At 50.8% G+C, this 18,506-nt stretch carries 17 protein-coding genes; 11 read left to right on the top strand and 6 right to left on the bottom strand.

The window, feature by feature from the left end; genetic code table 11:
* The first annotated feature begins 1 nt into the window (after position 1).
* Both thrB and thrC read left to right on the top strand, forming a co-directional pair.
* Positions 2 to 931 (top strand): homoserine kinase, encoded by a 930-nt coding sequence (gene thrB / locus DY231_RS03275; protein ID WP_115627258.1) that lies wholly within the window; start codon positions 2 to 4, stop codon positions 929 to 931.
* A gap of 3 nt (positions 932 to 934) precedes the next feature.
* Positions 935 to 2,221 (top strand): threonine synthase, encoded by a 1,287-nt coding sequence (gene thrC, locus DY231_RS03280; RefSeq protein WP_115627259.1) that lies wholly within the window; start codon positions 935 to 937, stop codon positions 2,219 to 2,221.
* Between the two features lie 91 nt (positions 2,222 to 2,312).
* On the opposite strand, the gene DY231_RS03285 is transcribed toward thrC, so the two are convergent.
* The 3 genes from DY231_RS03285 to DY231_RS03295 form a co-directional block, all read right to left on the bottom strand.
* Entirely contained in the window at positions 2,313 to 3,653 is a 1,341-nt protein-coding gene (locus tag DY231_RS03285; protein ID WP_115627260.1) for an AppA family phytase/histidine-type acid phosphatase, read from the bottom strand.
* A gap of 147 nt (positions 3,654 to 3,800) precedes the next feature.
* Complete coding sequence (gap, locus tag DY231_RS03290; RefSeq protein WP_115627261.1) at positions 3,801 to 4,811, bottom strand: type I glyceraldehyde-3-phosphate dehydrogenase; 1,011 nt, start codon at positions 4,809 to 4,811, stop codon at positions 3,801 to 3,803.
* Positions 4,812 to 4,889: 78 nt separating this feature from the next.
* Positions 4,890 to 5,870, bottom strand: a complete 981-nt coding sequence (locus tag DY231_RS03295; RefSeq protein WP_064560880.1) for a GlxA family transcriptional regulator — start codon at positions 5,868 to 5,870, stop codon at positions 4,890 to 4,892.
* Between the two features lie 215 nt (positions 5,871 to 6,085).
* Here DY231_RS03295 and DY231_RS03300 point away from each other — a divergent pair, with 215 nt between their 5' ends.
* Positions 6,086 to 6,394 (top strand): DUF2502 domain-containing protein, encoded by a 309-nt coding sequence (locus DY231_RS03300; RefSeq protein ID WP_115627262.1) that lies wholly within the window; start codon positions 6,086 to 6,088, stop codon positions 6,392 to 6,394.
* Between the two features lie 32 nt (positions 6,395 to 6,426).
* Here DY231_RS03300 and yaaA read toward each other — a convergent pair whose 3' ends face one another.
* Both yaaA and DY231_RS03310 read right to left on the bottom strand, forming a co-directional pair.
* Complete coding sequence (gene yaaA, locus DY231_RS03305) at positions 6,427 to 7,200, bottom strand: peroxide stress protein YaaA (protein ID WP_115627263.1); 774 nt, start codon at positions 7,198 to 7,200, stop codon at positions 6,427 to 6,429.
* Positions 7,201 to 7,269: 69 nt separating this feature from the next.
* Positions 7,270 to 8,715: an alanine/glycine:cation symporter family protein gene (locus tag DY231_RS03310; RefSeq protein WP_115631755.1), complete on the bottom strand. Its 1,446-nt coding sequence runs from the start codon at positions 8,713 to 8,715 to the stop codon at positions 7,270 to 7,272.
* Between the two features lie 214 nt (positions 8,716 to 8,929).
* Here DY231_RS03310 and tal point away from each other — a divergent pair, with 214 nt between their 5' ends.
* From tal to DY231_RS03325, 3 genes are all read left to right on the top strand, one after another.
* On the top strand, positions 8,930 to 9,883 hold the full coding sequence (tal, locus tag DY231_RS03315) for a transaldolase (RefSeq protein ID WP_115627264.1): 954 nt from the start codon (positions 8,930 to 8,932) through the stop codon (positions 9,881 to 9,883).
* A gap of 115 nt (positions 9,884 to 9,998) precedes the next feature.
* Entirely contained in the window at positions 9,999 to 10,586 is a 588-nt protein-coding gene (gene mog, locus DY231_RS03320) for a molybdopterin adenylyltransferase (protein ID WP_115627265.1), read from the top strand.
* 125 nt (positions 10,587 to 10,711) lie between these two features.
* Positions 10,712 to 12,037, top strand: coding sequence for an MFS transporter (locus tag DY231_RS03325; protein ID WP_115627266.1), 1,326 nt, complete (start codon positions 10,712 to 10,714; stop codon positions 12,035 to 12,037).
* A 56-nt stretch (positions 12,038 to 12,093) separates the two neighbouring features.
* On the opposite strand, the gene satP is transcribed toward DY231_RS03325, so the two are convergent.
* Positions 12,094 to 12,663, bottom strand: a complete 570-nt coding sequence (gene satP, locus DY231_RS03330) for an acetate uptake transporter (protein ID WP_115627267.1) — start codon at positions 12,661 to 12,663, stop codon at positions 12,094 to 12,096.
* 123 nt (positions 12,664 to 12,786) lie between these two features.
* Here satP and DY231_RS25185 point away from each other — a divergent pair, with 123 nt between their 5' ends.
* The 5 genes from DY231_RS25185 to nhaR all read left to right on the top strand — a co-directional run bounded on the left by DY231_RS25185 (position 12,787) and on the right by nhaR (position 18,464).
* Positions 12,787 to 12,960, top strand: coding sequence for a hypothetical protein (locus tag DY231_RS25185; protein ID WP_172588649.1), 174 nt, complete (start codon positions 12,787 to 12,789; stop codon positions 12,958 to 12,960).
* Positions 12,961 to 14,880 (top strand): molecular chaperone DnaK, encoded by a 1,920-nt coding sequence (gene dnaK / locus DY231_RS03335; protein ID WP_115627268.1) that lies wholly within the window; start codon positions 12,961 to 12,963, stop codon positions 14,878 to 14,880.
* Between the two features lie 85 nt (positions 14,881 to 14,965).
* Positions 14,966 to 16,105 (top strand): molecular chaperone DnaJ, encoded by a 1,140-nt coding sequence (dnaJ, locus tag DY231_RS03340; RefSeq protein ID WP_034498562.1) that lies wholly within the window; start codon positions 14,966 to 14,968, stop codon positions 16,103 to 16,105.
* A gap of 221 nt (positions 16,106 to 16,326) precedes the next feature.
* On the top strand, positions 16,327 to 17,505 hold the full coding sequence (gene nhaA, locus DY231_RS03345; protein WP_115627269.1) for a Na+/H+ antiporter NhaA: 1,179 nt from the start codon (positions 16,327 to 16,329) through the stop codon (positions 17,503 to 17,505).
* A gap of 65 nt (positions 17,506 to 17,570) precedes the next feature.
* Positions 17,571 to 18,464 (top strand): transcriptional activator NhaR, encoded by an 894-nt coding sequence (gene nhaR, locus DY231_RS03350; RefSeq protein WP_034498557.1) that lies wholly within the window; start codon positions 17,571 to 17,573, stop codon positions 18,462 to 18,464.
* Positions 18,465 to 18,506: the final 42 nt, after the last annotated feature.

Here is an 18,506-nt window from a genome sequence, read left to right on the forward strand (position 1 = left end):
GATGGTTAAAGTATACGCCCCGGCTTCCAGTGCCAATATGAGCGTCGGGTTTGATGTGCTGGGCGCGGCGGTTTCGCCAATCGACGGTTCGCTGCTAGGCGATTATGTGACGGTCGAAGCGGCAGACACTTTCAGTTTGAATAATATTGGACGCTTCGCCAGCAAGTTACCTGATGAGCCGCGCGAAAATATCGTTTACCAATGCTGGGAGCGTTTCTGCCAGGAAATCGGCAAAAACATTCCGGTGGCCATGACGCTGGAAAAAAGCATGCCGATTGGTTCTGGTCTGGGATCGAGCGCGTGTTCGGTAGTCGCAGGCTTAATGGCGATGAACGAATACTGCGGTAAACCGCTAAACGACACCCGTTTGCTGAGTCTGATGGGTGAGCTGGAAGGGCGCATTTCGGGCAGCGTTCACTACGATAACGTTGCACCGTGCTTCCTCGGCGGTATGCAATTGATGATTGAAGAAAATGGCATCATCAGCCAGTCTGTACCGGGCTTTGATGAATGGCTATGGGTGCTGGCGTATCCGGGAATTAAAGTCTCGACCGCAGAAGCACGAGCGATTCTGCCAGCGCTTTATCGCCGCCAGGATTGCATCAGCCACGGACGCCATCTGGCAGGCTTTATTCACGCCTGTCACACCCGTCAGCCACATCTTGCGGCAAAACTGATGCGTGATGTGATTGCCGAGCCGTACCGCGCAAAATTGCTGCCGCGCTTTAACGAAGCACGCCAGGCCGCCGCGGATATTGGTGCACTGGCGAGTGGTATTTCGGGTTCCGGCCCAACTCTTTTTGCGCTGTGCGATAACACTGACACCGCACAACGCGTGGCTGACTGGCTCAGCCAACACTATTTGCAGAACCAGGAAGGTTTTGTACATATTTGCCGTCTGGACACGGCGGGCGCACGAGTTCTGGGATAACGCATGAAACTGTATAACCTTAAAGATCATAATGAGCAGGTCACTTTTGCCCAGGCAATTGTGCAGGGTTTGGGTAAACAGCAGGGGCTGTTTTTTCCTCACGATTTGCCGGAATTTGAACTGACCGAAGTCGACGAAATGTTGAAGATGGATTTCGTCTCTCGCAGCAGTAAGATTTTGTCTGCATTTATCGGTGATGAAATCCCGCAAGAAATTCTCGAAGAACGTGTGCGTGCGGCGTTTGCTTTCCCTGCACCGGTGAAAAGCGTAGAGCCAGATATCGGCTGCCTTGAGCTGTTCCACGGTCCAACGCTGGCGTTTAAAGACTTCGGTGGCCGCTTTATGGCGCAGATGCTGACGCATATCAGCGGCGACAAACCGGTCACTATTTTGACCGCGACTTCTGGCGATACGGGGGCTGCGGTAGCGCATGCTTTCTACGGCCTGAAAAACGTGCGCGTCGTTATCCTGTATCCGCGTGGCAAAATTAGCCCGCTACAGGAAAAACTGTTCTGTACCCTTGGCGGTAATATTGAAACTGTCGCTATCGACGGCGATTTCGATGCTTGCCAGGCGCTGGTGAAACAAGCGTTTGATGATGAAGAGCTGAAATTGGCGCTGGGGTTAAACTCCGCCAACTCAATCAACATCAGCCGTTTGCTGGCGCAGATTTGCTATTACTTTGAAGCGGTGGCGCAACTGCCGCAAGAAGCTCGCAATCAGCTGGTGGTTTCCGTACCAAGCGGCAACTTTGGTGATTTAACCGCGGGCTTGCTGGCAAAATCTCTCGGCTTGCCGATCAAGCGTTTTATCGCGGCGACCAATGCCAACGACACCGTTCCACGTTTTCTGACCAACGGCGAATGGGCACCGAAAACCACGGTTGCGACACTTTCTAACGCCATGGATGTCAGCCAGCCTAACAACTGGCCTCGTGTAGAAGAGTTGTTCCGCCGTAAGATTTGGCGTCTGACCGACCTCGGTTATGCGACCGTCACCGACGAAACCACCAAAGCCACGATGAAAGAGCTGAAAGCGGTAGGCTATGTTTCTGAACCGCACGCGGCTATCGCTTATCGCGCACTACGTGACCAGCTCCAGCCAGGCGAATACGGCTTGTTCCTTGGCACTGCGCATCCGGCGAAATTCAAAGAAAGCGTGGAGGAGATCCTCGGTGAAACTCTGCCACTGCCAGCAGAGCTTGCCGAACGTGCTGATTTACCGCTGCTGTCCCACAATCTACCTGCGGATTTTGCTGAGCTGCGTAAATTAATGATGGCCAAAGCGTAAGTTTTTCTGCTCTCGCCATGCTAATCCGAGCTGGAAAACTATAAAGTAATGCCGTTCGTTTAATCGCGAGCGGCATTTTTTTGTCTGATATTTACTGTAGCTGGCAGCCTGGTTCCACGCTTTGGCTAACCACGCGTGTGAACGTCGACAGTGGGCAATATCCTTCAGCTGTCTGGTCGTTACAGCCAGGAATTTTTAGCCGTACGCTTCCCGCAGGTTGATTAAGGCTAAGTGGTGTTTGGGATCGCAACTGCTCGAGAGTCTGATACACCATGCTCACGCTAATATATTGTTTTCCTGACTTATCGCCCAAACGCTCAAAGACTAAAGCACCGCCCGGAGGGGTGTTATCGGGTTGCCCTGGTAGCGTCCAGCGCATGTTGAGCATGCCTGAGATATTGGCAATATTGGTATCGTGTCCGGCAAGAAACAGGATCTTATTGTCAGGTGAGATATCAGGCAGCTTGCTTGCGGTGGCGTTCGGGTCCAGCGCGTTACTGATGGTCTGCAATAACGGCGTTCCGTTATGTTTGGCGATGTAAGGTGTGCGCGCCATCAAATCAAACTGGGCGTTATGCAGTTTCAGTAGCGACGCCCACTCTTGCTCTGAATGAATATTCCCCCACGCCGCTTGCGGCATCCCTTGTGCATATTCCAGCAGGAAAATTTCAGCAAGCGTAGACGAAAGGCCAATGGCCCCGTCAAGAGCGACTTTGTTGCCATTATCTTTTATCGACAGCTTGCTCGGCATGGATTGCGCTAAATCACAGCTTTTATCCGCGCTGTGTTTCTGACACCAGGCAGACGTCGAAAAGTTGAGCGTCGTGTTCATCAAGGCCAGAGAGGGAATATAGTGCTGGTTCAGATTCTTAATGGGCGTTTGAGCTTCTTTTTCAACGGCCTGTTGGACTTGAGTTTTATCCATTGAACAGGTGCCCGCTTTCACCGGATGGAACAGCGGATCGGCTTTTTCAAGATTCTGCTGGTGGTGAATAGTTAAACCACATTGCGGAGCAAGTCCTGCCAGGAAAGCTTCGCCTGTTTTAAGCGTGCGCTGATCAACGTCTGCCCAGACATAAATTGAGTTTGGTGTAGGGCAACTGCCCTGCGATAAAATACCCTGTTGTTGAAACTTCTCGCGATAAAACCCGCCCATCAGGCTAATCAGATGCTCACCGCGTGGCGTGATATAACCCAGTTTTACTGGCCATTCGGGCCAGGTATTAGGTGTTACGTCGCGCATGGTCTGTGTCATTTTGGTGGGGGCTCGTACACCGTGGCGGCTGAGGATTACCACTTTTTCAACCTGGTAGCCTGAAGCGGGAGTATCGCTGGCATATGCCGTAGAGCTTAATGAAAATATGGCGCTCATTGCGACGAACAGACCAGGGTGAAGCGTCAGTTTTTTGCGATTAAAGGCAGAGAACGTCATTTACAGCCTCTTTTCTTTGGGGTGTTTGAGACTGATAAATATACTCCAGAAGCAAAGCGGTAATGTCGAGTTCGTCTCGTTGTCGTTTGGTATGTGAAAAAAATCCACGCAGGTGCGTGGATCTTAAAAGGGCTTGCGGGAGCATTTTTAGAGCCCGCGTTTAGCCATCATTGCTGCAAGGTCGACCAGGCGGTTAGAGAAGCCCCATTCATTATCGTACCAGGCCAATATTTTGACAAGATTACCGCCAATCACCAGCGTCGAAAGCCCATCGATGATAGAAGAACGTGGATCACCCTGATAATCACTCGATACCAGCGGTTCATCGCTGTAGCCCAAAATGCCTTTCAGCGGGCCGCTTGTTGCTGCTTCCAGGAATGCTGCATTCACCTGCGCGACGGTGACCGGGCGTTTTAAGGTTACCGTTAAATCAACGATAGAAACGACGGGGACAGGCACTCGCAATGAGTAACCGGTCAGGCGTCCGTCCAGTTCAGGAATAACTTTGCCTAACGCTTTTGCCGCGCCGCTGGAGTAAGGAACGATGGAGAGGGCGGCAGCTCGCGCACCACGCAGGTCTTTTTCCGGCTGATCGTGTAACGCCTGGCTGTTGGTGTAAGCGTGAGTGGTGTTCATCAAGCCGTGTTCAATACCAAACTGCTGATGCAAAACCTGAGCGGCAGGCGCAAGGCCGTTAGTGGTACAGCTGCCATTGCTCACAACATAATGGCGTTCCGGATCGTACTGCTGATGGTTAACGCCCATCACTATCGTCAGGTCGTCATCTTTGCCCGGTGCAGAGATGATGACGCGTTTTGCTCCGCCGCTATTGATGTGTACTGCGGCCTGCTCGCGACTGGTAAAGAAACCCGTGGCCTCAATAACAATATCGACGCCTGCATCACGCCACGGGATATTTGCCGGATCTCTTTCGCTAAACACGCGAACAAGTTTGCCGTCTACCTGCAAATGCCCGTCAGCCGCTTCAACCGGAACAGGCAATTTTCCCATCAGTGAATCGTGTTTCAGCAGGTGAGCAAGGGTTTTGCTGTCTGTCAGATCGTTGATTGCTACAATTTCTACGTCTGCGTTGCCCAGCGTGGCGCGTAAAACATTACGACCAATTCTGCCGAAACCATTAATACCGACCTTAACCATGATTGACTCCTTCTTTGAAATGTCTGGAATCACTGTAGGCTTCAGGCAAAGTGGCGTAAATGACAAAAAAGGATCAATTCACGCCATTTTTCGACAATGAAAACGCTCGCGGTATTCGCCCGGTGTGAGGTGTAGTTGACGCTCGAAGGCGCGGCGCAAAGTGATGGTATTGCCGAAGCCCACTTTACTCGCGATCTGCTCGAGCGTTTCCCGCGTTTGCTCAAGGCAATGTCGGGCTGCAGCAAGGCGGGCTTCTTCAACATAGCGCGCGGGTGTGATGCCCGTTTCTTTGCTGAAAACACGCGTGAAGTTACGAGGACTCATCGCGACCCGGTCTGCCAGTTTCTCAACCGACAAATCGGCGGATAGATTTTCCAGAAGCCAGTTTTGCAGTTGACCTATCGGACCGGAGATGTCGCTTTGCTGGAGGTGGTATCGACTGAATTGCATCTGCCCGCCGGGACGACGCAGATACATCACCAGATCCTGCGCCACGTCGCGAGCAAGCGTAAAGCCATAATCTTCTTCGACCAGTGCGAGGGTCAGATCAAAACCTGAGCTTACGCCGCCGGAAGTCCAGATAGGGCCATCCTGAAGATAGAGCGGACCACTTTCGACTTTGACGTGTGGGTAAGTAGATTGCATTTTTTCGAGTAGATGCCAGTGGGTTGTCGCACGACGGCCGTTGAGTAACCCAGCCTGCGCCAATAACATTGCCCCGCCGCAAATGGAAACAATGCGCTGAGCGTGAGGTGCGGCAAGCTTTAACCAATCGACCACCGCGGTACCTTCTAGCTCATCTGACCCTCTCCCCGTGATCATAATGGTATCCCGGGGTTCATAAGGATCAAGTTCGTGCAGGCGATGGTCGGCCAGCAAGTTCAGCCCGGATTGACCGTGGATCACCTGATGAGGCTGAGTGGTTGCAAGTCTTATCTGGTAGCGAGGTTGAGACAAGCCTTCCGCCTGTAAGCGGTTGGCTTGCATCAGTATGTCGGCAATCCCGGCGGCTTCGAACAATACCCCGCCATCCGGAACAATAATCAGAAAGGTTTTCATGTCCTGAAAAGTACGCTTTAAACAAAATAAGTCAAGGTGGATCTACATCTGAATCATGGAGGAAATATGCAGGAAAGAAGGAGGGAAAATGTAGGAATTCCCATTAAATGCGGGCGCTTAGAGATTAGGATTGCGGAGAATAACAACCCTATGCTGTAAGGCATATGCTCTCTTCAACGACCCATATGGGGCATGAATGCAGTAAGGAGTCACTTATGTTGAAATCAATTATTCTTGCGTTATCGATGCTGGTAATCGCTCCGTTAGCTGCACAAGCTTCAGAAATCACATTAGTTCCGGCAGTGAAATTACAAATAGGCGATCAGGATAATCACGGAAATTATTGGGATGGCGGTAACTGGCGCGACCATGGTTGGTGGAATGATCACTATGAATGGCGTGATAACAGATGGCATCCGCATGATCATAACAACGATCATCGTGACGACCACTATGACCACGATCATCATGGCAAAGACCATCATGACAACGGTAATCACTACGGCCAAAACAAACATCACTAAACAAAACGCCAGCATTGCGCTGGCGTTTTGTTTTACTGCTCGTGGCGTTTAAACACTAATTCATTCTTACTCGACGTTGTTTCATCGAAGAAATAGCCATCGGTGTTAAAGCCCGTGAGTTGCTCAGGTTTAGTCAGGCGGTTTTCAATGATGTAACGGCTCATCAAGCCACGCGCTTTCTTGGCGTAAAAGCTGATAACTTTAAACTTGCCGTTCTTCTCATCGAGGAACACCGGCTTGATGATTTCTGCATTGAGTTTTTTCGGTTTTACCGATTTGTAATACTCATCAGATGCAAGGTTAACCACGATATTGTCACCCTGAGCCTCGAGCGCCTGATTCAACTTCTCGGTGATGGTATCGCCCCAGAAGTGGTACAGATCTTTACCCTTCGGATTCTCAAGCTTGATACCCATTTCCAGACGATACGGCTGCATTAAATCCAACGGGCGCAACACGCCATATAAGCCGGAAAGCATGCGTAAATGCTGCTGCGCAAAGTCGAAATCCGCATCGCTAAACTCTTCTGCCTGTAATCCGGTGTAGACGTCGCCTTTAAAGGCCAGAATCGCCTGACGCGCATTTTGCGGTGTGAAATCCGGCTGCCATTCGTGAAAACGGGTTTCGTTTAGTGAGGCCAGTTTGTCGCTGATATGCATCAGAGAAGAAATTTGCGGCGCACTGAGTTTGCGCGCCACGGCAATCAACTGCTGGGAATAGTCCAACAGTTCGGGTTGTGTATAACGATCGGTAGGCAGATCGCTTTGATAATCCAGGGTTTTTGCAGGTGAAATTAGAATTAGCATGTTTGTTCCTTGCTCACTTTTACCGCCTACTCTAACAAATTTACTGGAAGTATTAGCCAATGGTTGCGATTAGCGTTTGGTTTCAGGAGGCTTGGGATTGTCCCAAATACCCGGTGCCAGTTGGCTTTTAATTTCAGGAAAACGGTTCGGGTCGAAAACCGGTATTTCTCCGAGCTTCAACTGGCGCAGGTAATCAGCACTCAGGTCGCGTGCAATCGGTGACAGCAGCAGGATTGCTGTGAGGTTGGTGACGGCCATAAACGCCATTGCCACATCCGCCATTTGCCAGACCAGCGGCAGCGGCGAAAGCGTACCAAACATCACCATCACCAGCGCCATGCAGCGGAATAGCACCGTCGCGAAGGGGCTTTTTTGTTGCAAAAAGAAGAGGTTGTTTTCTGCATAGGCATAGTTGGCGACAATCGATGTGAAGGCAAACAACATCACAATCAGCGCGATAAAACCGGTTCCCCACGAGCCAACCATGCTGCTAAGAGCTTGTTGTACCAGGGTAATGCCATTCATGCTGGGATCGGCGGTATCGAGTATTCCGGAAAACAGAATGATGCCTGCGGTTGCAGTACAAATGATCATGGTATCAATCAGCACACCGAACATTTGCACCAGCCCTTGCGAGGCAGGGTGGGGTGGCCACGCAGCCGCTGCCGCAGCCGCGTTAGGGGAAGAACCCATACCCGCTTCGTTAGAGAACATTCCGCGCTGAAAACCGGTGGTAATTGCCTGGCTGATGGTGAATCCAATTGCGCCCGAGGCAGCTTCTTGCCAGCCAAATGCGCTTTTGAACACCAGCGAAACCACTTCTGGTAAACGCTCAATGTTCATCGCCATAACCACCAGACTCGTCAACACCCAGATTAACGCCATGAAGGGCACTAACCATTGGGCAACACGCGCGGTGCCACGCATCCCGCCCCAAATGGTACCTGCGGTGATGACAACAAGAGCCATGCCAATCCAGGTTTTAGGAATACCAAAAGCATGGTTTACCGCATTGGCGATAGAGTTTGCCTGGACCGCATTGAAAATCAGGCCAAAGGCTATCATCAGGAAGATGGAGAACATGACGCCCATCCAGCGCATTCCCAACCCGCGTTCCATGTACCAGGCCGGGCCGCCGCGATAATTGCCTTCGCTATCACGGGTTTTATAAAGTTGGGCAAGGGTACATTCGGCAAAGGAAGTTGCCATACCCAGCATTGCGACGACCCACATCCAGAAAATAGCGCCTGGGCCACCGAGCGTCAGAGCGAGTGCGACACCGGAAAGATTACCGCTCCCAACACGCGCAGCAAGGCTTGTACACAATGCCTGGAATGAGGATAGTCCGGAAGAATCTGCGCTTTTGCTCGCCATAAGGAGGCTGCGTAGATGTGTCAGATAGCGGAATTGCACAAATCCACATCGCCAGGTGAACCACAAACCCGCGCCGACTAATAAGTAAATGAGGATTGAACCCCAGAGTATCTCATTGATAAAAAGAAAAAAATCTGCCATTAACATCCCTCGTTTGCATGCGATACGTGCACAGCCAATGCGCAGCTTGCGCGTATGCTCCATTAGATTGCAGGCGAATAATACATAGAATATATCAGTTTAGCGTTCAGTTCTTACCGATGTGTCACTGCGGTTGCACCTGAATTGCGTCGTGATATCATCAAGCCAGACCGGTTACATCCCCCTAACAAGTTCTACCAAACGAGAAACTATCATGACGGATAAATTGACCTCCCTGCGTCAGCTAACCACAGTTGTTGCGGACACCGGGGATATTGCGGCAATGAAGCTGTATCAGCCGCAAGATGCGACCACCAACCCCTCTCTGATTCTGAACGCTGCGCAAATTCCTGAATACCGCAAACTGATTGATGATGCGGTTGCATGGGCGCGTGAGCAGAGCAGTGACCATGCACAACAAGTTGTGGATGCCACTGACAAGCTGGCGGTGAATATTGGTCTGGAAATCCTGAAACTGATCCCAGGTCGCATTTCTACTGAAGTAGATGCGCGTCTGTCCTATGACACCGATGCCAGCATCACTAAAGCAAAACGCCTGATCAAAATGTATAACGATGCGGGCATCAGCAACGACCGTATCCTGATTAAACTGGCTTCTACCTGGCAGGGCATCCGTGCTGCCGAGCAGCTGGAAAAAGAAGGCATCAACTGTAACCTGACTCTGCTGTTCTCCTTCGCGCAGGCGCGTGCTTGTGCAGAAGCGGGCGTATTCCTGATTTCTCCATTCGTAGGCCGTATCCTCGACTGGTACAAAACGAATACCGATAAGAAAGAGTACGCACCAAACGAAGATCCAGGTGTGGTTTCTGTTACTGAAATCTACCAGTACTACAAAGAACATGGTTACGAGACTGTGGTTATGGGCGCAAGCTTCCGTAACCTGGGCGAGATCATCGAACTGGCTGGTTGTGACCGTCTGACCATCGCTCCTGCGCTGCTCAAAGAGCTGGCAGAAAGCGAAGGCGCTGTTGAGCGTAAACTGTCTTACACCGGCGAAGTTAAAGCACGTCCAGAGCGTATGACCGAGTCTGAGTTCCTGTGGAGCCACAACCAGGATCCAATGGCAGTTGATAAACTGGCTGATGGCATCCGTAAGTTTGCTATCGACCAGGAAAAACTGGAAAAAATGATCGGCGACCTGCTGTAATCATTTATTAGCGTGGCCGGAGCATTCCGGTCACGCTTTTTAGTGTTTCACCCTGTCTGCAACTCTCTTCGCCGTGTATCATTCCGTTAAGTTTGCTGATTTCCCCGGGAATGATATGAATACCTTACGCATTGGCTTAGTTTCCATCTCTGACCGCGCTTCGAGCGGTGTCTATCAAGATAAAGGCATTCCAGCGCTTGTTGCCTGGCTGGAAAAAACCTTAACCACCCCTTTCCAGATTGAAACCCGTTTAATCCCTGATGAGCAGCCGCTGATTGAGCAGGCTCTTTGCGAGCTGGTTGATGAAATGGCGTGTCATTTAGTTTTGACCACCGGTGGCACTGGCCCCGCGCGTCGTGATGTGACCCCTGATGCTACGCTTGCGATTGCTGACCGCGTGATGCCTGGCTTTGGCGAGCAAATGCGCCAGATAAGCCTGCAGTTTGTGCCGACGGCCATTCTTTCTCGCCAGGTGGGTGTGATCCGCAAACAAGCATTAATCCTTAACTTGCCGGGGCAGCCGAAATCAATTCAGGAGACGCTGGAAGGCGTCAAAGATGCGGACGGGAAAGTCGTTGTGCCGGGAATCTTTGCAAGTGTACCGTATTGTATACAGTTGCTCGATGGTCCTTATATTGAAACGGATAGCGTTGTAGTAGCAGCTTTTCGGCCTAAAAGCGCGATTCGCGAGATAAACTCCTAAAAATTAATTGTTTGTGACATAAGATGTAGTGAGTATGGTATGTGTAGTGGGGTTCGTTATAGTAAGTTTTGCTTTACAGAAAAATGGAAACTAAATACCACGCCCTATTGCATACGCAGGTTCTTATGTCACAACAACAGCATTCAATACAACGCACAAGACCTCTGAATCGTCAGGATTATAAAACTCTGACCCTTGCCGCCCTTGGTGGTGCGCTCGAATTTTACGACTTTATCATCTTCGTCTTCTTTGCCACCGTTGTCGGGGCGCTTTTCTTCCCTGCGGACATTCCTGAATGGCTACGTCAGCTACAAACCTTCGGCATTTTTGCTGCGGGATATCTGGCGCGTCCCTTAGGCGGCATCATCATGGCGCACTTTGGCGATCTGGTTGGCCGCAAGAAAATGTTCACCCTGAGCATTTTGCTGATGGCGTTACCGACGCTGGCGATTGGTATGCTGCCAACCTACGAAACGTTGGGCATCGCGGCTCCAGTCTTGCTGCTTTTGATGCGTGTACTTCAGGGCGCGGCAATTGGCGGTGAAGTCCCTGGCGCCTGGGTCTTTGTTGCCGAACACGTTCCTTATAAACGTATCGGCATTGCGTGTGGCACGTTAACGGCGGGCTTAACAGCCGGGATTTTGCTGGGTTCCGTTGTCGCAACCATTATTAATACGTCGATGACGCAGGAGGCCATTCACGATGGCGGCTGGCGTATTCCGTTCTTCTTGGGCGGTATTTTCGGCCTGGTGGCGATGTATCTGCGTCGCTGGCTGCAAGAGACCCCCATCTTTATAGAGATGCAGCAACGTAAAGCACTGGCTGAAGAGTTGCCGTTGAAATCCGTTGTCGTGAACCATAAAAAAGCGGTAGTGGTTTCCATGCTGCTGACATGGTTACTGTCGGCGGGGATCGTGGTGGTGATTTTGATGGCCCCCACCTGGTTGCAAAAACAGTTGGGGATTGCGCCTGCGTTAACGCTCCAGGCAAACAGCATTGCCATCGTGATGCTGTGTATCGGTTGTATCGTGGCGGGGTTGGTTATCGATCGTATTGGTGCCAGTAAAACGTTTATTGTCGGCAGTCTGATGCTGGCTGTTTGTAGCTGGATGTTCTATCACCTGACCGCGAGCCACCCTGAATACCTGTTCTTCTTATATGGTCTGGTCGGTTTAAGCGTCGGCGTTGTTGGGGCCGTTCCGTATGTGATGGTCAGAGCCTTTCCGGCGGAAGTGCGTTTTACCGGCATCTCGTTCTCTTACAATATGTCGTATGCCATTTTCGGTGGCCTGACGCCAATCTTCGTGACGATGCTATCGGCAATATCGCCGATGGGACCCGCGTGGTATGTGCTGGCGCTAGCAATGGTTGGTTTAGGTCTGGGGATTTGGCTGCGCAACGATTTAACGTCGGAAAGCAAAGTGGTTGAAAGGCCGCTGCAACATTCATAAAAAAACGCGGAGGGAAACCTCCGCGTTTTTGTTTTCTGATTCGTTGCTTGCCGGAATTAGTGTTTTTCACCAATTGGCAGCACGGTACGGCCAAACTGCTCGTTGAGCACTTCGCCCATTGCCAGGTAGATAGCGCTCGCGCCACACACCAGACCCACCCAACCTGCAACTTTTACGATGCTTTCGCTGTCAGCCAGGTGGCCGATAGCCAGCAGAGCAAACAGTACGGTCAGGCTTGCAAACACGAACTGCAGCATACGTGGCGCGGAAGCCAGGGTGCCGAAGAACATGAACAGCGTGAATACGCCCCACAGACCGAGATACGCGCCGAGGAAGTGTGCGTTTGCAGCGTCTGCAAGACCCATCTTAGGCATGATCAGAATGGCGACCAGAGTCAGCCAGAAAGAGCCGTAAGAAGTGAATGCTGTCAGGCCGAAAGTATTACCTTTCTTAAATTCCAACAGGCCGGCAAAAATTTGTGCGATACCACCGTAGAAAATGCCCATTGCAAGGATGTTGACATCAAAAGGGAAGATGCCGGTGTTATGCAAGTTGAGCAGAATGGTGGTCATGCCGAAGCCCATCAAGCCCAGGGGAGCTGGATTAGCCAACTTAGTGTTGCCCATAGTTCCTCTAAAATTCGTCTGAAAATGAATAGTTGTAGTCGCCACACGACTGCGAAAGGGCAGCGGGGCGCGGCATCATAATCAGGTGAAGGGTTCGAGTCTATGATCTAAACAGGTGTGAAGATGAAAATTTTTTTTGCCTTGCCCCTTGATGGCGAGCCGAGTGACCCCATCTTGTATGCAACCGCAGTTGATGAGCCTGCAAAAAATCATGTTTGGGCAGTTGAAAGACTCTTGTTTGCCCGCATAACAGGTTCACGACCATATGACGAACAAATTTTAAGTGGAGACGTTTAGATGGGTAAAATTATTGGCATCGACTTGGGTACTACCAACTCTTGTATAGCAATTATGGATGGTACAACCGCTCGCGTTCTTGAAAACGCCGAGGGTGATCGCACCACTCCTTCAATCATTGCTTATACGCAGGATGGTGAGATTCTGGTTGGTCAGCCGGCTAAACGTCAGGCAGTGACTAACCCGCAGAACACACTGTTCGCGATCAAACGCCTGATTGGCCGTCGCTTCCAGGACGAAGAAGTGCAGCGTGATGAAGCCATCATGCCGTACAAAATCATTGCAGCCGACAACGGCGATGCATGGATTGATGTTAAAGGTCAGAAAATGGCACCTCCGCAGATCTCTGCTGAAGTGTTGAAGAAAATGAAGAAAACCGCTGAAGATTATCTGGGCGAGCCAGTAACTGAAGCTGTTATCACCGTTCCTGCATACTTCAACGATGCACAGCGTCAGGCAACTAAAGATGCTGGCCGTATCGCAGGTCTGGAAGTAAAACGTATCATCAACGAACCAACCGCAGCGGCTCTGGCCTACGGTCTGGATAAAGAAGTTGGCAACCGTACTATCGCGGTTTACGACTTGGGTGGTGGTACTTTCGATATCTCTATTATCGAAATCGACGAAGTTGATGGCGAAAAAACCTTCGAAGTTCTGGCAACCAACGGTGATACCCACCTGGGTGGTGAAGACTTCGATAGCCGTCTGATCAACTACTTAGTGGAAGAGTTCAAGAAAGATCAAGGTATCGATCTGCGTAACGATCCACTGGCTATGCAGCGTCTGAAAGAAGCTGCTGAAAAAGCGAAAATTGAGCTGTCTTCTGCTCAACAGACCGACGTGAACCTGCCGTACATCACAGCAGACGCGACCGGTCCAAAACACATGAACATCAAAGTGACTCGTGCAAAACTGGAATCCCTGGTCGAAGACCTGGTAAACCGTTCTATCGAGCCGCTGAAAGTTGCACTGCAAGACGCTGGCCTGTCTGTATCTGATATCCAGGACGTTATCCTGGTTGGTGGTCAGACTCGTATGCCAATGGTGCAGAAGAAAGTGACTGAGTTCTTCGGTAAAGAACCACGTAAAGACGTTAACCCGGACGAAGCTGTTGCAATCGGTGCTGCTGTTCAGGGTGGTGTGCTTGCTGGTGATGTGACTGACGTACTGCTGCTGGACGTTACCCCGCTGTCTCTGGGTATCGAAACCATGGGCGGTGTGATGACATCCCTGATCAACAAAAACACCACTATCCCGACTAAGCACAGCCAGGTGTTCTCCACAGCTGAAGATAACCAGTCTGCGGTGACCATCCATGTAATTCAGGGTGAGCGTAAGCGTGCGGCGGATAACAAATCTCTGGGTCAGTTCAACCTGGATGGTATCAGCCCAGCACCACGCGGCATGCCGCAGATCGAAGTGACTTTCGATATCGATGCTGATGGTATCCTGCACGTTTCCGCGAAAGACAAAAACAGCGGTAAAGAGCAGAAGATCACCATCAAGGCTTCTTCTGGTCTGAACGAAGAAGAAATCCAGAAAATGGTTCGCGATGCAGAAGCTAACGCTGAAGCTGACCGTAAGTTTGAAGAACTGGTTCAGACTCGCAACCAGGGCGACCATTTGCTGCACAGCACTCGCAAGCAGGTTGAAGAAGCGGGCGACAAACTGCCAGCTGATGACAAAACTGCCATTGAGTCTGCACTGACAGCGCTGGAATCTTCTCTGAAAGGCGAAGACAAAGCAGACATCGAAGCGAAAATGCAGGCACTGGCACAAGTTTCTCAGAAACTGATGGAACTGGCTCAGGCGCAACACGCTGAGCAGCAAGCCGGTAACGCAACTGATGCTGGTAACTCAACAAGCAAAGACGACGATGTTGTTGATGCTGAGTTCGAAGAAGTTAAAGACAAAAAATAATCGCCCTTTGAGCGGTTGGTAACTGGCACGGGCGTCGAGGTTTTCCTCTGCGCCCGTGCCCGCATGTTAGGGGCAGACAAAAAAGATGGCGAAGAGAGACTATTACGAGGTTTTAGGCGTTCCGAAAAACGCGGAAGAGCGTGAAATCAAGAAAGCCTATAAACGCCTGGCAATGAAGTTTCACCCGGATCGTAATCAGGGTGACAAAGAGTCCGAAGGCAAATTTAAAGAAATTAAAGAAGCCTACGAAATCCTGACCGATGATCAAAAACGCGCTGCTTACGACCAATATGGTCATGCCGCATTTGAGCAAGGCGGGATGGGCGGCGGCGGTCACGGCGGATTTGGCGGTGGCGGTGCTGACTTTGGCGATATCTTTGGCGACGTATTCGGTGACATCTTCGGTGGTGGCCGTCGTCAACGCGCTTCCCGCGGGTCCGATTTGCGTTACAACATGGACTTAACGCTGGAAGAAGCGGTTCGTGGCGTCACCAAAGAGATCCGTATCCCAACGCTTGAAGAGTGTGGTGTATGCCACGGTAGCGGCGCGAAAGCTGGCTCTAAGCCGCAGACTTGCCCGACTTGTCATGGACAAGGCCAGGTGCAAATGCGCCAGGGCTTCTTCACCGTGCAGCAGAGTTGTCCGCACTGCCAGGGTCGTGGCTCTATTATTAAAGATCCGTGCAATACCTGTCATGGTCATGGCCGTGTAGAGAAAACGAAAACCCTGTCGGTGAAAATCCCGGCGGGCGTCGATACCGGTGACCGTATTCGTCTTGCAGGCGAAGGTGAAGCGGGTGAGCATGGCGCTCCATCAGGTGATTTGTACGTTCAGGTTCAGGTTAAACAGCACCCGATCTTCGAACGTGAAGGCAACAACCTGTATTGCGAAGTGCCAATTAACTTCGCGATGGCTGCGTTGGGTGGCGAAATCGAAGTCCCTACGCTTGATGGCCGTGTGAACCTGAAAGTGCCGGGCGAAACGCAAACGGGCAAATTGTTCAGAATGCGTGGCAAAGGTGTGAAATCCGTACGTGGCGGCGCTCAGGGCGATCTGCTGTGCCGCGTTGTGGTGGAAACCCCTGTCAGCCTGAACGAAAAGCAGAAACAACTGCTGCGCGATTTGGCTGAAAGCTTTGGTGGCCCAAGCGGTGAAAAGAACAGTCCGCGTTCAAAGAACTTCTTTGACGGCGTGAAAAAGTTCTTTGATGATTTGACCCGCTAAACCCCAATTCCCTTCAGCAGTACAAAAGCCTGAATCGTTTGTTTTTTGATTCAGGCTTTTTTATGCGCTAAAAATGTATTAATTCTACAAGCAAGATGCTTCGTTATTTCCGATTGTTTGATGCTATATAATCTACTTTTCTCGATGTATTAGACAGGCTATGCTTAATACATATTAAAGCCCTAAATGATTTAAGGCAGTTGAAAAACCGGGATGACAGAATGACAAAAAAACTAAAATGCTTTTTCCATAGCGATGTCTCAAGCGGCATCTTTTTGATCCTTGCCGCAGTGCTGGCAATGGTTCTTGCTAATCTGGGTTCCACCAGCGAGTTATATCAATCGTTTTTGAACACGCCGGTAGAAGTCCGTATCGGTTCTCTGGATATCAGTAAAAACCTGTTGTTGTGGGTGAACGATGCACTGATGGCCATCTTCTTCCTGATGATTGGTCTGGAAGTGAAACGTGAAATGGTGAGCGGCTCGCTTGCCAGTATGCGTCAGGCATCGTTCCCGGTGATTGCGGCGTTGGGTGGCATGGTTGTTCCAGCGGCAATCTATTTACTGTTTAACTTCCAGGACCCAATCACCCGTGAGGGCTGGGCGATCCCGGCTGCCACGGATATCGCTTTCGCTTTGGGTATTCTGGCATTGCTGGGCAACCGTGTGCCGGTCGCGCTTAAAGTGTTCCTGATGGCGCTGGCGATCATCGATGACCTGGGCGCGATTGTTATCATCGCTTTGTTCTACACCAGCGATCTTTCAATTCTGTCGCTGGCGGTTGCTGCGGGGGCGATTGCGGTTCTGGCATTACTGAACATCTGCAACGTTCGTCGCACCGGCTTGTATATTCTGGTGGGGGTCGTATTGTGGACTGCGGTATTGAAATCGGGCGTACACGCAACGCTTGCCGGGGTCATCATTGGCTTCCTTATTCCGCTTAAAGAGAAAGACGGGCGTTCCCCGGCAAAAGAACTGGAGCATGTGCTTCACCCTTGGGTCGCGTTCCTGATTCTGCCACTGTTCGCTTTTGCCAATGCAGGCGTGTCGTTGAGCGGTGTAACTTTTGCCGGCTTAACCTCGCTGTTGCCAATGGGGATTATGGCGGGTCTGTTTATCGGCAAGCCGCTGGGCATTAGCCTGTTCTGCTGGGCTGCCCTGAAATTTAAACTGGCAACCTTGCCTGAAGGGACAACCTGCAAAGAGATTATGGCGGTGGGTGTGCTATGCGGAATCGGCTTTACGATGTCGATTTTCATCGCATCGCTGGCATTCGACGGTGCGGATCCGGCACTCATTACCTGGGCGAAACTGGGTATTCTGCTTGGGTCGCTGCTTTCAGCAGTGGTGGGTTACTGCATGTTGAGAAGTCGTTTCAGCCCGCAACTAAAACATAATTAATATTCCACTAACGGCTCCTTGGGAGCCGTTAGCAAATGGATGGTTTATCAGGGAGCGAACAACGCATGTCACACATAAATTACAATCATCTCTACTATTTCTGGCACGTGTGCAAAGAAGGTTCTGTCGTAGGTGCAGCAGAAGCTCTGTATCTGACGCCACAAACCATTACCGGCCAAATCAAAGCATTAGAAGAACGCCTGCAAGGTAAACTGTTCCGTCGCCAGGGGCGTGGTTTAGTCCCTTCTGAGCTGGGCCAGCTTGTATTTCGTTATGCGGACCGCATGTTTACGCTAAGCCAGGAGATGCTGGATATCGTCAACTATCGCAAAGAGTCGAGCCTGCTGTTTGATGTGGGTATTGCCGATGCGTTATCAAAACGTCTGGTCAGCGGGGTGCTGGATGCCGCGGTGGTTGAGGATGAACAAATTCACCTGCGCTGCTTTGAATCGACACACGAAATGCTGCTCGAACAATTGAGCCAACATAAGCTGGATATGATTATCTCGGATTGCCCGATTGATTCGACCCAGCAAGAAGGGTTGTTCTCGGTAAAAATCGGCGAATGCGGGATTAGCTTCTGGAGCCAGAATCCGGTGCCTGATTTGCCATTCCCTGCATGCCTGGAAACCCGACGCTTATTGATTCCGGGTCGTCGTTCAATGTTAGGGCGCAAAATTCTCAACTGGATTAATGGCCAGGGGCTGAATGTTGAGATCCTCGGCGAGTTTGATGATGCGGCACTGATGAAAGCTTTTGGGGCGGCACACAATGCGATATTTGTCGCACCAACTCTTTACGGTGAAGACACTTACAAAGATGAGAGTATTGTCGAAATCGGGCGCGTAGAGAATGTGATGGAAGAATATCACGCGATATTCGCTGAACGAATGATTCAGCACCCCGCGGTGCAGCGTGTGTGTAACCGGGATTATTCGGCTCTGTTCAAAGAAGCTTGATTCAGAAGCTCAAATTTCAGATATAAAAAAACCGGCAGAAGC

Source organism: Buttiauxella agrestis, from assembly GCF_900446255.1.
GTDB classification, from domain to species: domain Bacteria; phylum Pseudomonadota; class Gammaproteobacteria; order Enterobacterales; family Enterobacteriaceae; genus Buttiauxella; species Buttiauxella agrestis.

Excerpts from the sequence above, each read along its gene's own strand:
- mog (WP_115627265.1), top strand. The coding sequence starts at position 9,999 with ATGAATACCTTACGCATTGGCTTAGTTTCCATCTCTGACCGCGCTTCG.
- DY231_RS03310 (WP_115631755.1), bottom strand. The coding sequence starts at position 8,715 with ATGGCAGATTTTTTTCTTTTTATCAATGAGATACTCTGGGGTTCAATC.
- DY231_RS03295 (WP_064560880.1), bottom strand. The coding sequence starts at position 5,870 with ATGAAAACCTTTCTGATTATTGTTCCGGATGGCGGGGTATTGTTCGAA.
- DY231_RS03285 (WP_115627260.1), bottom strand. The coding sequence starts at position 3,653 with ATGACGTTCTCTGCCTTTAATCGCAAAAAACTGACGCTTCACCCTGGT.
- yaaA (WP_115627263.1), bottom strand. The coding sequence starts at position 7,200 with ATGCTAATTCTAATTTCACCTGCAAAAACCCTGGATTATCAAAGCGAT.
- dnaK (WP_115627268.1), top strand. The coding sequence starts at position 12,961 with ATGGGTAAAATTATTGGCATCGACTTGGGTACTACCAACTCTTGTATA.
- nhaR (WP_034498557.1), top strand. The coding sequence starts at position 17,571 with ATGTCACACATAAATTACAATCATCTCTACTATTTCTGGCACGTGTGC.
- dnaJ (WP_034498562.1), top strand. The coding sequence starts at position 14,966 with ATGGCGAAGAGAGACTATTACGAGGTTTTAGGCGTTCCGAAAAACGCG.
- DY231_RS25185 (WP_172588649.1), top strand. The coding sequence starts at position 12,787 with ATGAAAATTTTTTTTGCCTTGCCCCTTGATGGCGAGCCGAGTGACCCC.
- thrB (WP_115627258.1), top strand. The coding sequence starts at position 2 with ATGGTTAAAGTATACGCCCCGGCTTCCAGTGCCAATATGAGCGTCGGG.
- DY231_RS03325 (WP_115627266.1), top strand. The coding sequence starts at position 10,712 with ATGTCACAACAACAGCATTCAATACAACGCACAAGACCTCTGAATCGT.
- thrC (WP_115627259.1), top strand. The coding sequence starts at position 935 with ATGAAACTGTATAACCTTAAAGATCATAATGAGCAGGTCACTTTTGCC.
- nhaA (WP_115627269.1), top strand. The coding sequence starts at position 16,327 with ATGACAAAAAAACTAAAATGCTTTTTCCATAGCGATGTCTCAAGCGGC.
- DY231_RS03300 (WP_115627262.1), top strand. The coding sequence starts at position 6,086 with ATGTTGAAATCAATTATTCTTGCGTTATCGATGCTGGTAATCGCTCCG.
- satP (WP_115627267.1), bottom strand. The coding sequence starts at position 12,663 with ATGGGCAACACTAAGTTGGCTAATCCAGCTCCCCTGGGCTTGATGGGC.
- tal (WP_115627264.1), top strand. The coding sequence starts at position 8,930 with ATGACGGATAAATTGACCTCCCTGCGTCAGCTAACCACAGTTGTTGCG.
- gap (WP_115627261.1), bottom strand. The coding sequence starts at position 4,811 with ATGGTTAAGGTCGGTATTAATGGTTTCGGCAGAATTGGTCGTAATGTT.